Source organism: Roseburia yibonii (genome assembly GCF_014297335.1).
Taxonomy (GTDB): Bacteria; Bacillota; Clostridia; order Lachnospirales; family Lachnospiraceae; genus Roseburia_D; species Roseburia_D yibonii.
Genome location: NZ_JACOQH010000004.1, coordinates 215,548 through 228,937, shown reverse-complemented (window position 1 = coordinate 228,937; position 13,390 = coordinate 215,548). Strand labels below are relative to the sequence as shown.

Annotated in this window: 13 protein-coding genes; all 13 read left to right on the top strand. The window is 49.0% G+C overall.

Translation table 11 applies throughout. From position 1 onward, the window contains the following. The first annotated feature begins 10 nt into the window (after positions 1-10). The 13 genes from H8Z76_RS07755 (at position 11) to H8Z76_RS13875 (ending at position 13,380) form a co-directional block, all read left to right on the top strand. Positions 11-706, top strand: coding sequence for an L-ribulose-5-phosphate 4-epimerase (locus tag H8Z76_RS07755; RefSeq protein ID WP_186982146.1), 696 nt, complete (start codon positions 11-13; stop codon positions 704-706). Next, positions 684-1,106, top strand: a complete 423-nt coding sequence (locus H8Z76_RS07750; protein ID WP_186982145.1) for an aldose epimerase family protein — start codon at positions 684-686, stop codon at positions 1,104-1,106. The genes H8Z76_RS07755 and H8Z76_RS07750 overlap by 23 nt, the downstream gene beginning before the upstream one ends. 117 nt (positions 1,107-1,223) lie before the next feature. Beyond that, on the top strand, positions 1,224-1,775 hold the full coding sequence (locus tag H8Z76_RS07745; RefSeq protein ID WP_022515901.1) for a DUF3877 family protein: 552 nt from the start codon (positions 1,224-1,226) through the stop codon (positions 1,773-1,775). Between the two features lie 29 nt (positions 1,776-1,804). Continuing rightward, positions 1,805-2,269, top strand: a complete 465-nt coding sequence (locus H8Z76_RS07740; RefSeq protein WP_022515902.1) for an NUDIX hydrolase — start codon at positions 1,805-1,807, stop codon at positions 2,267-2,269. Positions 2,270-2,311: 42 nt separating this feature from the next. After that, on the top strand, positions 2,312-3,340 hold the full coding sequence (locus H8Z76_RS07735) for an aldo/keto reductase (protein WP_186982144.1): 1,029 nt from the start codon (positions 2,312-2,314) through the stop codon (positions 3,338-3,340). 312 nt (positions 3,341-3,652) lie between these two features. Beyond that, complete coding sequence (locus H8Z76_RS07730) at positions 3,653-4,117, top strand: acyl-CoA thioesterase (protein WP_186982143.1); 465 nt, start codon at positions 3,653-3,655, stop codon at positions 4,115-4,117. Between the two features lies 1 nt (position 4,118). Then, positions 4,119-6,776, top strand: a complete 2,658-nt coding sequence (polA, locus tag H8Z76_RS07725; RefSeq protein WP_186982142.1) for a DNA polymerase I — start codon at positions 4,119-4,121, stop codon at positions 6,774-6,776. After that, complete coding sequence (coaE, locus tag H8Z76_RS07720) at positions 6,777-7,385, top strand: dephospho-CoA kinase (protein WP_022515907.1); 609 nt, start codon at positions 6,777-6,779, stop codon at positions 7,383-7,385. Next, a complete protein-coding gene (pilM, locus tag H8Z76_RS07715) occupies positions 7,382-9,577 on the top strand; it encodes a pilus assembly protein PilM (protein WP_022515908.1) in 2,196 nt (731 codons plus the stop codon). The genes coaE and pilM overlap by 4 nt, the downstream gene beginning before the upstream one ends. A gap of 1 nt (position 9,578) precedes the next feature. Further along, on the top strand, positions 9,579-10,376 hold the full coding sequence (locus tag H8Z76_RS07710) for an MBL fold metallo-hydrolase (protein ID WP_022515909.1): 798 nt from the start codon (positions 9,579-9,581) through the stop codon (positions 10,374-10,376). 47 nt (positions 10,377-10,423) lie between these two features. Next, positions 10,424-10,708, top strand: coding sequence for an ACT domain-containing protein (locus H8Z76_RS07705; RefSeq protein ID WP_022515910.1), 285 nt, complete (start codon positions 10,424-10,426; stop codon positions 10,706-10,708). 18 nt (positions 10,709-10,726) lie between these two features. Continuing rightward, a complete protein-coding gene (locus tag H8Z76_RS07700) occupies positions 10,727-12,091 on the top strand; it encodes a PFL family protein (RefSeq protein WP_147619432.1) in 1,365 nt (454 codons plus the stop codon). Between the two features lie 86 nt (positions 12,092-12,177). Continuing rightward, on the top strand, positions 12,178-13,380 hold the full coding sequence (locus H8Z76_RS13875; RefSeq protein WP_186982141.1) for a glycosyltransferase family protein: 1,203 nt from the start codon (positions 12,178-12,180) through the stop codon (positions 13,378-13,380). Positions 13,381-13,390: the final 10 nt, after the last annotated feature.

The window sequence follows — 13,390 nt, the reverse complement described above, 5'->3', positions numbered from 1 at the left end:
GTAGATCATTATGTTAGAACAGTTAAAAAAAGAAGTATACGAAGCAAATATGGAACTGCCGAGACGCGGACTTATCACCTATACCTGGGGGAATGTCAGCGGGATCGACAGAGAGAGCGGATATTTTGTCATAAAGCCGAGCGGCGTGGACTATGATAAGCTCACACCGGAGGATATGGTCGTCATGGATCTGGACGGAAACAAAATCGAGGGGAACTACAGACCATCCTCCGATACACCGACACATCTCGAACTGTACAAAAAATATCCGGAGATCGGCGGTGTAGTCCATACACATTCTCCGGAAGCCACTGCGTGGGCGCAGGCGGGGCGGAGCATCCCGCTCTACGGCACCACACACGCGGATTATTTCTTTGGCGAGATTCCGTGTGCCAGAAGCCTGACGCCGGAGGAGATTGAGGAGGCCTATGAGAAAAACACCGGTCTTGTGATCATTGAGACTTTTGAGGAGCGCAAAGCAAACCCGACGTATACACCGGGTGTTCTCTGCAAAAACCATGGCCCGTTCACCTGGGGAAAAGATGCGGCGGAAGCGGTGCATAATGCGGTGGTCTTAGAGGAAGTGGCAAAGATGGCGACCCGTACGGAACTGATAAACCCGAAGGTACAGCCGGCACCGGACTGCATCCGTGACAAGCATTTCTACCGGAAGCACGGCGCGAATGCGTATTACGGACAGAATTGACGGAGAGGATGGCGCGTTCCGGGATGTGATCTTAGGCTATGACGATCCAGCAGAATATGAGCGGCAGACCTGTTATTTCGGGGCGGTGATCGGACGCGATATCAGAGCGGATTTTATCCAGTTAGCCTATGTGGGCGGTTATGACCACAACTATGTGCTGGATACCAGACACGGCGTGATGGATTTTTCTACGGACTGCATGGGCATGCAGTTTTACTCCGGCAATTTTGTGGAGCGGCACGCGGGAAAAGAAGGCGTGTTTTATGATTTCCGGCATGGCTTCTGCCTGGAACCACAGTATTATCCGAATGCAGTCAACGAGGAACGGTTTGCCTCCCCGCTCCTGCATCCGGGAGAGACTTATCAGGCGCATATAAAAATAAAATTTTATCAGAAATAGAGAAATTCCCGGCAGTCATTTACAGGATGGCGTGCCGGGAAATTTTTTTGCTTGACAGGAGCGGAAGAATAGTCTACTTATTATAATAATGAAACAAAACGATGAGGAGTAGAATTTATGGTAACATTTGACAGACTGCAACAAAATATCATGGATGTGATCGCGGAAGAGCAGATCAAACTGGGCTACCGGAGCGAGGTCATTCATTTATATTATCCGCTCAAATCCTTAAACCGCCTGCTTGCCGTGGACTGCGGGATCGCGGCGATGCACCAGGTGCTGGATAACTTAAAAAAAGCGGTGCGGGACAAATGGGGCGAACTGGAAGTTTCCAATGAGGGAGAGCGTTTCTGTCTTACATTTGCGCCGCAGTGCGCGGAATATGTGCATGCGCATATGGCTGAAAATGAATTTCTGACCCGGTTTATCGCCGCAATCTCAAGACATGACTGCGCAATCGAGGATATCAGGAACGTCTTTTTGGATTTTTCCGAAGAGGTTACCTTGGAAAAGATCAAGGGGCAGGACTTTGATTATCTGATCTATTTTACGGACGGAAAACCGAATGACTACCGGTACTGCATTACATTTGAAGGCTGTCATGTGATCTATCACAGATTCACCAGAGAAGATTTTGGTGATCTTTATCTTGAATTTGCTGCAAAATAGACAGACTGGATCGACGAGGGGGAACGGCTATGAAGCTTACAACACTTTGCTACATTGAAAAAGACGACAAATACCTGATGTTACATCGGGTAAAAAAGGAAAATGATTTGAACCATGACAAATGGGTGGGAGTAGGAGGCAAATTTGAGCCGGACGAGACGCCGGAGGAATGTATGCTGCGCGAGGTGCGGGAGGAGACCGGACTTACGCTGACGAAGTATCAGTTCCGGGCGATCCTTACCTTTCTCTCGGATGAGTGGGAGACCGAGTATATCCATCTGTATACGGCAAGTGAATTTACCGGAACACTTTTAGAATGTGATGAGGGAAATCTCGAATGGATCCCAAAGAGCGAGATCGATAAGCTGAAACTCTGGGAGGGGGACAAGATCTTTTTTAAGCTGCTGCGCGAGACAGAGGATTTCTTTTCCCTGAAACTGCGCTATGAGGGAGAAAAGCTGGTGGAGACAAAGCTGACACAGTATCCGGAGTAAAATGATACAATCACAATATAATATGGAAAGGAACGAAAGAATATGGAACAGGTAACACTTGGAAGTACCGGGATCACGGTAAACAAGAACGGATTCGGCGCACTGCCGATCCAGCGTATCACGGATGAGGATGCCGTACATCTTGTGCGGAAAGCGTATGACGCAGGGATCACTTTTTTCGATACGGCACGCTTTTACACGGACAGCGAGGAGAAACTCGGCATCGCGTTAGAGGGTATCCGGGATAAGGTCTTTGTGGCGACCAAGACCGCCGCATCCAATGCAAAGGAATTTTTTGAACAGTTGGAGACTTCCCTGCACAATCTGCGGACAGATTATGTGGACATTTATCAGTTCCACAATCCGGCAGTCTGTCCGAAGCCTGGGGATGGAAGCGGGCTTTACGAGGCAATGCTTGAAGCGAAAGAAAAAGGAATGATCCGCCATATCGGGATCACGAATCACAGACTTGCGGTGGCGGATGAGGCGATCGAATCCGGTCTTTATGAGACTTTGCAGTTCCCGTTCTGCTATCTCGCGAGCGATCAGGATATTGCGCTGGTGGAAAAATGTAAAGAAAAAAATATGGGATTCATTGCCATGAAAGCGCTTTCCGGCGGTCTTATCACAAATTCGAGGGCAGCCTACGCGTTTGAGGCACAGTACGACAACGTGCTTCCGATCTGGGGTGTACAGCGCGAAAAAGAGCTGGATGAGTTTATTTCCTACATTGAGCATCCGCCGGTTATGACCGATGAGATAAAGGCGCTGATCGAAGCGGACCGGAGGGAACTGAGCGGAGAATTCTGCCGTGGCTGCGGATACTGTATGCCGTGTCCGGCAGGGATCGAGATCAATAACTGCGCGCGCATGTCACTGCTTTTGCGCCGCTCTCCGTCAGAACTACAGCTCACAAAAGAAGTGCAGGAGAAGATGAAAAAGATCGAGAACTGCCTGCACTGCGGACACTGCAAGAGCAAATGCCCTTACGGTCTGGACACGCCTGCACTGCTCGAGAAAAATTACGAGGATTATAAGCGGGTGCTTGCCGGAGAAGTGAGTGTGAAATAGGTTTACATAACACCAGTACCACATATAGGACACGTTCTTTTTTATACTTAGGTTATCAAAGAAAGCAAAACGGATAACAAAGAGGTAAAAAGGAGCGTGTTTTTTATGAAAGGATATTTTACAGCAGAAGGTTACATGGGACTGGTTGAGGACAGATACATCCTGTTCGCGGATGAAGCGGATTATCTGGATTACTGTGGGGAATGCTAAGAAAACATTGAATTTCCGTCCAATCTGTGACATAATGTCTATATTGGGTATTTTATATGCCCATGCAGAAAAATCAGAAAATACAAATGGAAGGTGAGACAGTTGAAAGATACAAGAGTAGAAGTATACACAACACCGGCCAATTTAAAAATTAAGCCGTATGAACATCATGTCAAATATTATGAGACAGACCAGATGGGGATCGTACATCATTCCAATTACATCCGCTGGATGGAAGAGGCCAGGATGGATCTGATGGAGCAGATGGGATACAGCTATAAAACTATGGAGGATGCCGAGATCATAAGCCCGGTCATCTCAGTTGCCTGCGAATATAAGAGCATGGTGCATTTCAGTGATACCGTCCGGATCGAGACCAAGATATCCTATTATAATGGGATCAAGCTGGCATTCACATACCGTATGACAGATAAAGAGACAGGAGAGCTTCGTTCGCTCGCAAAGAGTGAGCACTGCTTTTTAAATAACAGTGGGAAACCGATTTCCTTAAAACGTGCGTATCCGGAGATTGATACGAAATTTTTCCAGCTGGTAGACGAGGAGTAACATGAGCAAAAAATTAGTATTGATCGACGGACACAGTATTTTGAACCGGGCATTTTACGGGATACCGGATCTTACCAATGCGGAGGGACTGCACACGAATGCAGTCTATGGATTTTTAAATATTTTATTTAAGATCTTAGACGAGGAAAAGCCGGATTATCTGACGGTGGCATTTGATGTGCATGCTCCGACGTTCCGCCACAAAATGTATGACGCCTATAAGGGAACCAGAAAGCCGATGGCTGAGGAACTCCGCCAGCAGGTTCCGCTCATGAAGGAAATGTTACAGGCAATGGGCGTGCGGATCATCGAAAAAGAAGGCTATGAGGCGGATGATATCATCGGAACGATCGCGAAACGGAGCGAAAAGGAAGGACTTGTGGTTTCCGTGGTTTCCGGGGACCGCGATCTTTTGCAGCTTGCGACAGATCACATCAAGATCCGTATCCCAAAGACGAAACGCACCGGAACCGAGATCGAGGACTACAATGCGGCGGATGTCAAGGAGCGTTACCAGGTCACACCGGTTCAGTTCATCGATGTCAAGGCACTGATGGGGGATACGGCGGACAATATTCCGGGTGTCCCGGGCATTGGAGAGAAGACGGCGACCAATCTGATCGTAGCTTATGGAAGCATCGAGGAAGCCTACGCGCATGTGGATGAGATAAAACCAAACCGCGCGAAGGAAAATTTAAAAGAACATTACGATATGGCGCAGATGAGCAAAACGCTTGCGACGATCGAGATCAACGCGGATATCGATTACGATCTGAAAGAGGCGGAGCTTGGAGATCTGTTTACCGAGGAGGCATATCTGCTCTGCAAGCGTCTGGAATTTAAGAATCTGCTCGCGAAGTTTGATGTGTCGGCACTGCAGAATGAGACCGAACAATATTTCCGAAAGATCACAGAACTTTCCGATGCCGAGACGTTTTTTTCGGAAGCGACAAAAGAAAAGGAGCTTGGCTTTTTCCTGGTGGAGGAGAAGGACAGGCTGCTTGGCGTATCTGTTTCTTTTGGAGAGAAAAATACCGTATTTCTGACGGCAGAGGGCTTCCTGACAGAGGACTATCTGCTTTCCAAATTAAAAGGACTGCTGGATGCCGGTGCATGCGGGATCACATTTTCCTTAAAGCCGCAGTTGCACATGCTGCCGGTCAGAGAAGAAAAAACGAGTGAGGAACGCGCAAAAGCGTTTTTTGATACCGAGATCGCGGCGTATCTCCTAAATCCGTTAAAGAATAAATATTCTTATGAGGATCTTGCCAAAGATTATCTCGGAATGATGATCCCGTCGCGCACAGACCTTCTTGGAAAGCTTTCTCTTTCGGATGCGGCGGAGACACAGCCGGAGGCGTTTTTAAAATATGTCTGCTTTGTAAGCTATGTGGCATATGCGGCAAAAGCAGTCTTAGAGCGTGAACTTGCGGAAACAGGGATGAAGGATCTGTTTACCGGAATCGAGATGCCGTTATTATTTACTCTTTTGGATATGGAAAAAGAAGGCATCCGCGCGGACAAGGCTGCATTACAGGAATACGGAGAAAAGCTTTCCGTGCGTATCGCGGAGCTGGAAAAGAGCATCTATGCGGGAGCGGGTGAGGAGTTTAACATCAACTCGCCGAAACAGCTTGGCGTCATCTTGTTTGAAAAGCTGCAGATGCCTTACGCGAAAAAAACAAAGACCGGATATTCCACGGCGGCGGATGTGCTTGACAAGCTTGCGCCGGAGTATCCGTTGGTTGCGGATATTTTAGAGTACCGGCAGCTTGCAAAATTAAAATCCACTTATGCGGACGGGCTTGCCGATTACATTACAGAGGATGGCAGGATCCATTCAACGTTCAACCAGACTGTGACGGCTACCGGAAGGATCAGCAGCACAGAACCGAATCTGCAGAATATTCCGATCCGTATGGAACTCGGACGTCTGATCCGGAAGGTATTTCTGCCGAAGGACGGATATGTGTTTGTGGATGCGGATTATTCCCAGATCGAACTGCGCGTGCTGGCGCATATGTCCGGGGATGAAATGCTGATCGAGGCATACCGGGAAGCGCAGGATATCCACCGGATGACGGCATCGCAGGTATTTCATGTGCCGTTTGACGAGGTGACGGATCTGCAGCGCCGGAACGCGAAAGCGGTCAATTTCGGGATTGTGTACGGGATCAGTTCGTTTGGCTTAAGCCAGGATCTCAGCATCACAAGAAAAGAAGCGGCAGCGTATATTGAGCGGTACTTTGAGACTTATCCGGGGATCAAGACGTTTCTGGACGGTCTGGTCGCGGGAGCGAAAAAGGACGGCTATGTGAGCTCCATGTTTGGAAGAAGACGTCCGGTGCCGGAGCTTGCTTCCAGCAATTTCATGCAACGCTCCTTCGGGGAACGTGTCGCGATGAATGCGCCGATCCAGGGAACTGCGGCGGATATCATAAAGATTGCGATGAACCGGGTGCATGACAGATTGTTAAAGGAGGGCTTAAAGTCCAGACTTCTGCTTCAGGTACACGATGAACTTCTGGTGGAGACCGCGCAGGCAGAAGAGGAAGCAGTCAAAAAGATCCTGGAAGAGGAAATGCATCAGGCGGCGCAGCTGAAAGTGGCGCTGGAGATCGACATGCATACAGGAAGAAACTGGTACGAGGCGAAATAGATGAGATTTGTTGGAATTACCGGAGGCGTTGGAGCCGGAAAAACAGAGATTTTAAATTTTCTTGCAAAGCAGGATGGGATAGAGGTCATGCTTGCGGATGAGATCGCGCATGAGCTGATGGAACCGGATGGAGCATGTTATGAGAAGCTGACAGAGCTTTTTGCCGGGGATGGCGTATTTGCGGACGATGGAAGTATAAAAAGAGACCGCATGGCGGAAGTGATCTTTTCGGATGCCGCAAAGCGGGAAGCGTTAAACGCGATCGTACATCCGGCGGTTAAGGAGTATGTGACAGAGCGTGCCAAAAAAGAGAGGGAGCGCGGAGTGCTTCGGATACTGGTACTTGAGGCGGCGCTTCTGATCGAGGAAGGGTATGACTGCATCTGTGATGAACTGTGGTATATTTATACGACCGAAGAAAACAGAAGAAAGCGGCTCATGGAGAGCAGGGGATATTCGAAAGAAAAAGTAGCGCAGATCTTTCAGAGTCAGTTAAGTGAGGAGACATACCGGAAATACTGCGCGACAGTAATAGATAATAACGGAGCAAAAGAGGATGCCATAAGGCAGGTTGCCGGATTGCTGAAAAGAAAGGAGTATCAGATATGATAACGCCGGACGAACTGGTATTTGGCCTGGATATCGGAACACGAAATGTCGTTGGTTCCGTAGGATATAAAGAGGATAAAGTATTTCATGTGATCGCACACAGCGTCAAGATGCATGAGACGCGTGCCATGCTTGACGGACAGATCCATGACATCGGACGTGTGGGAAATACGATACGTTTCATAAAAGAAGATCTGGAGTCACAGCTGGGACAGCAGCTTTCCGATGTCTGCATCGCGGCTGCGGGACGTGTGTTAAAAACCGTGACGACCACGGTAGAGCACAAGTTCGCGGAGGAGACGATCGTCACCGGAGAGGACATTCATACCCTGGATCTGCTCGGAATCGAGCAGGCACAGCAGGTGCTCGCAGAGGAGAATGATACGAAGTACAAATTTTACTGTGTCGGCTACTCGGTTGTGCATTATTACCTGAATGATGAGATGTTTACGAATCTTGAGGGACATAAGGCGGATACGATCGCGGAAGATATCATTGTGACCTTCCTCCCGGAGGATGTCGTGGACGGTCTTTATTCCGCAGTGAATCTCGCGGGACTTGAAGTAGTCAATCTGACACTCGAGCCGATCGCGGCGATCAATGTCGCGATCCCGGAAAACTTTCGAATGTTGAATATCGCACTTGTGGACGTCGGAGCCGGAACATCGGATATTTCGATCACAAAGGACGGAAGCATCATCGCATACGGCATGATCCCGCATGCGGGGGATGAACTGACGGAGCTGATCGTGCAGCAGTATCTGGTAGATTTTAACACTGCCGAGGAGATGAAGCTTGCGTCAACGTTTGATGAGACGGTGGAATTTAAAGATATCATGGGGATTTCCCATATCATTCCGTCAGAAGAGATCTGGGAGCTGACTGCGCCGACGGTGGAAAAGATCACATCCGAGGTGGCGGAGAAGATCCGGGAACTGAACGGAAATAAATCCGTGAGCGCCGCGTTTGTTGTCGGCGGTGGCGGAAAGATCCACGGATTTACCGAGAGCCTGGCGGAGTATCTGGAGCTTCCGAAGGAGCGTGTGGCACTGCGTGGCGAGGAAGTCTTACAGGCGGTAAAATTTGAGCAGGAAAGCGTAAAGAAAGATCCGCTTCTGGTAACTCCGATCGGAATCTGCTTAAATTATTACGACCAGAAAAATAATTTCATTATGGTGCATTTTAACGGCGACCGGATGAAATTATACGATAACGGGCATCTGACGCTGGTGGATGCGGCGTTAAACGCGGGATTCCCGAATGAGGATCTGTTTCCGAAACGCGGGAAGGAAATCAATTTTACCTTGAACGGAAAGCCGAGACTGATCCGCGGCGAGGCGGGGGAATCGGCGGTCATCCGTTTTAACGGAAAGATCGTGAGCATCAACACACCGTTAGAGCCGAACAGTTACATATCGATCACGCCTTCCACAGCAGGAGAAGACGCGACCTGCACGATCGAGATGCTGGAAGAGTATAATAAGGATACGATCGCTTTTTATGTGAATAAAAAGCTGGTAAGCTGTCCGCGTCTGGTGGAGGTAAACGGCGAGATCCAGCTTCCGTCCTACCAGATCCAGGACGGGGATGTGATCGAGACCAGAAATTATTATACCGTAGGGCAGCTCGCGGAGTTCATGGATTTGATATTGAATAAGAATTATGATATCCTTGTGAATAACCGTGTGACGGACGAAGATGAACCAGTTTATGAGAATTTTGAGGTCGAATGGATGGTAGACGAACATCCGGTGTTTGATACGGCAGCAGAAGCATCAAAGGAAACCGGCGCGGATGCGGCGAAGACAGAAGCGGGCGTAAGTGCAGACATGGAAGCGGCAGAGCCTGGAAAAACGGTCGGCACAGATGCAGAAAAACAGGATGTACCGGAAACGGATGCGGTATCCAAAACGGATCAGGAGAAAGCGGATACTGCGGAGGCAGAAGAAGACGGTGCAGAACCGGCGGCACCTCTGTTCCCGACGGATCTTTCCGTGATCGTAAACGGAAGACCGGTGCTGCTCCAGGGAAAACCGGTGTATGTGTTTGTGGATGTGTTTGAGCACATCAAATTTGACTTAAACGCAGGCAACGGAAGACCGATCGTAACCAAGATAAATGGTGTGGACGCGCGCTTTACACAGCAGCTCCACAGCGGAGATAGAATAGAGATTTACTGGAAAGAGAATTAAAATGGATTTATGCAGTATAGCAAGCGGCAGCAGTGGAAACTGTATCTATGCGGGGACAGATGACTGTCATCTGCTCGTGGATGCCGGGATCAGCGGAAAGCGGATCGAAAACGGATTAAACAGCATCGGACTAAAGACTGCGGAAATGGACGGGATACTGATCACACATGAGCATTCCGACCACATTGCGGGGCTCGGTGTTGTCGCAAGAAAATATGGGATCCCGATGTACGGGACGAAAGAGACGATCGATGCGATCTTACATACTTCCTCCGTGGGAAAGGTGGATGAGAGTCTGTTCCATCCGATCCTGCCGGATGAGGCGTTTACGATCGGTGATATTACGGTAAAGCCGTTTTCCATTTCGCATGACGCGGCAAATCCGGTCGCCTATGTGATGGAGCATGACACAAAGAAAGTGGCGGTTGCCACGGATCTTGGAAAATATGATGATTATATTATAGACAAGTTACAGGGATTAGATGTATTATTGTTAGAAGCGAACCATGACATCCGTATGCTTCAGGCGGGAAGCTATCCCTATCCGTTAAAACGCAGGATCTTAGGAGAGCGGGGACATCTGTCCAATGAGGCGTCCGGTCAGCTCCTTGGAAAAGTACTGCATGATAAGATAAAAAAGATCATTTTGGGACACCTGAGCAAGGAAAATAACTATGCAAAGCTTGCCTATGAAACGGTGCGCCTCGAAGTGACCATGGGAGATAACCCTTACGACGGATCGGATTTTTCGATCTCTGTCGCGAAGCGGGATGAGGTTTCAGAGTTTGTAAGTGTGTAACAGCGAATCAGGCTGAGCAATAAATGGGAAAAAGAAAGGATAAAAAAATGGAAAACACAGTTGACAAGACAATTATTACCGTAGTCGGAAAGGATACCGTAGGTATCATCGCAAAGGTCTGCACCTATCTTGCGGACGCGCATATCAATGTACTTGATATTTCACAGACGATCGTGCAGGGATTTTTCAACATGATGATGATCGTTGATATGGGCGGAGCAGACAAGGCATTCGGAGAATGTGCGACAGATCTGGAAAAATTAGGCGAGCAGATCGGCGTCAGCATTAAATGTCAGAAAGAAGAAATTTTTGAGCAGATGCACAGAATCTAACAGGAACGAGGAGAGAGCATGATAAACATTTGGGAAGTCAAAGAAACAAACAACATGGTGGAACAGGAGAATCTCGATGTCCGCACCATTACGATCGGAATCAGCCTGTTAGACTGTATTGATTCTGATTTACAGAAGTTAAATGATAATATCTACAACAAGATCACGACAGTGGCGAAGGATCTTGCGGCTGTGGGAGAAAAGATCGAGCGGGAATTCGGAATTCCGATCGTAAACAAACGTATCTCGGTTACTCCGATCGCACTGGTCGGCGGCGCGGCATGTAAAAAGCCGGAGGATTTCGCAACGATCGCGGATACGATGGATCGCGCGGCAAAGGCAGTCGGTGTCAATCTGATCGGCGGCTATTCCGCACTGGTGTCCAAGGGAATGACAAAGGCAGATGAAATGCTGATCCGTTCCATTCCGATGGCACTCTGCCGCACCGAGCGCGTGTGCAGTTCGGTAAACCTTGCGTCTACCAAGACCGGTATCAACATGGATGCGGTAAAACTGATGGGAGAGATCTTACTCGAAGTTGCGGAACAGTCCAAAGACCGTGATTCCGTAGACTGCATGAAACTCGTGGTATTCTGTAACGCCCCGGACGATAATCCGTTCATGGCGGGAGCGTTCCACGGTGTGACCGAGGCAGATGCGATCATCAATGTCGGTGTCAGTGGACCGGGTGTTGTAAAGACTGCGCTTGAAAAAGTACGTGGCGAGAACTTCGAGGTACTTTGTGAGACGATCAAAAAGACCGCGTTCAAGGTTACCCGTGTTGGCCAGGCGGTAGCGCAGGAAGCTTCCAAACTTTTAAATATTCCATTTGGTATCGTAGACCTTTCTCTTGCACCGACTCCGGCAGTGGGAGACAGTGTGGCGGATATTTTATGTGAGATCGGACTTGAATATGCGGGTGCGCCGGGAACTACGGCGGCACTGGCGCTCTTAAACGACCAGGTGAAAAAGGGCGGTGTTATGGCATCTTCCTATGTCGGCGGCTTGAGCGGCGCGTTCATTCCGGTCAGCGAGGATCAGGGAATGATCGATGCGGTACAGGCAAATGCCATCACGCTGGAAAAATTAGAGGCAATGACCTGCGTATGCTCCGTTGGACTGGATATGATCGCGATCCCGGGCAATACCAAGGCAACCACGATCTCTGGTATCATTGCGGATGAGATGGCGCTTGGTATGGTAAACCAGAAGACCACAGCGGCACGTCTGATCCCGGTTATCGGAAAAGATGTTGGAGATACGGTAGAATTTGGCGGACTGTTCGGATATGCGCCGATCATGCCGGTCAACAAATATTCCTGTGATGCGTTTATCAACCGTGGCGGAAGAATCCCGGCACCGATTCACAGCTTTAAGAACTAGAAAAAAATGCAGGATACCTTTTCCGCAGGCAGGAACGCGGGAGAGGTATCTTTTTTATACCGATTTATGAGGAAGGGAACGAAAAAGTGGCAGAGATTCATAAGATCATTCTTTTTCGCGGGGCGATCGAAACTTTGAGTTATTTTTCCAGACAGCTTGAAGTACATTTTAAAGAAAAGGGCTGTGCGGTGTTCTGGGTGGACATGTCGAACGCGAAGGAGAGCGCAAAAAAACTGGCAAAGTTCTGCAAGCCGAAAGGAACCGCAATGATCACGTTTAATTTTATCGGTCTTGGTGGCGAGGAAGCGTTTGTGTGGGAAAAAGGGGAGACGATCTGGGAAGCAATGCAGGTAAAGTGCTTAAATCTTCTGGTCGATCACCCGCTTTACTATCACAAATATCTGGAAAAAAAACATCCGGGCATGACCGTATTCTGTCTGGATCGCCAGCATGTGGCGTTTATAAGGGAGTTTTATCCGTGGAATGAGGTGCATTTTCTGCCAACGGCGGGAAATCTGCTACTCCGGGATCCGGGGGAAGCTGCTTCTAAGGAAAGCCTGATCCCATACCTGGAACGGAAGTATGATGTCATATTTATCGGGAATTATGCGCCGCTTCCGGATCTTGCAAAGCATTTTCCGATGCAGTCGAAAGAGTATATCGATTACTATTACCGGATCATTGACGATATGATCGCGCACACGGATCTGTCACTGCACGAGGCACTGATCAAAAATCTGCGCGAGGAGATCGGGGAGCTTTCCACGGAGGACTTAAAGACCGGAATGGTATCCATGGTATTTCTGGATCTCTATGTGCGGACCTATTTCCGGGCAAAAGCGGTCTGTGCGCTGGCAGAAGCCGGGATCAATGTGCATCTGTTTGGCAAGGACTGGGATAAACTGATCTGCGCGAAGCGGGAAAACCTGATCTGGTGCGGCGGACAGGTGGATTCTGCGGAGTGTGTGCGCGCGGTGCAAAACGGCAGGATCTGCTTAAATGTCATGCCGTGGTTTAAGGACGGGGTGCATGACCGCATCTTTACCGCCATGTTGAATGGCAGTGTGGCGCTTACGGATGACAGCATCTATCTGCGTGAACTGTTTTCGGATGGAAAAGAGCTGCGCTTCTTTGCGTTAAAGCAGATCGAACGTCTGCCGGAGATTGTAAAGGAACTGCTGGATGATCCGGAAACGGCAGAGCGTATCGCGGCAGAGGGCTATGAGGCGGCATGGAAGGCACATACCTGGGAGAAGCGGGCAGAAGTGCTGGACGCGTATCTGAGGTAAAAAACAGCGG

Coding starts and splice junctions, on each gene's coding strand:
- H8Z76_RS07700 (WP_147619432.1), top strand. CDS start 10,727: ATGATAAACATTTGGGAAGTCAAAGAAACAAACAACATGGTGGAACAG.
- pilM (WP_022515908.1), top strand. CDS start 7,382: ATGATAACGCCGGACGAACTGGTATTTGGCCTGGATATCGGAACACGA.
- coaE (WP_022515907.1), top strand. CDS start 6,777: ATGAGATTTGTTGGAATTACCGGAGGCGTTGGAGCCGGAAAAACAGAG.
- H8Z76_RS07710 (WP_022515909.1), top strand. CDS start 9,579: ATGGATTTATGCAGTATAGCAAGCGGCAGCAGTGGAAACTGTATCTAT.
- H8Z76_RS07735 (WP_186982144.1), top strand. CDS start 2,312: ATGGAACAGGTAACACTTGGAAGTACCGGGATCACGGTAAACAAGAAC.
- polA (WP_186982142.1), top strand. CDS start 4,119: ATGAGCAAAAAATTAGTATTGATCGACGGACACAGTATTTTGAACCGG.
- H8Z76_RS07705 (WP_022515910.1), top strand. CDS start 10,424: ATGGAAAACACAGTTGACAAGACAATTATTACCGTAGTCGGAAAGGAT.
- H8Z76_RS07755 (WP_186982146.1), top strand. CDS start 11: ATGTTAGAACAGTTAAAAAAAGAAGTATACGAAGCAAATATGGAACTG.
- H8Z76_RS07745 (WP_022515901.1), top strand. CDS start 1,224: ATGGTAACATTTGACAGACTGCAACAAAATATCATGGATGTGATCGCG.
- H8Z76_RS07750 (WP_186982145.1), top strand. CDS start 684: ATGCGTATTACGGACAGAATTGACGGAGAGGATGGCGCGTTCCGGGAT.
- H8Z76_RS07740 (WP_022515902.1), top strand. CDS start 1,805: ATGAAGCTTACAACACTTTGCTACATTGAAAAAGACGACAAATACCTG.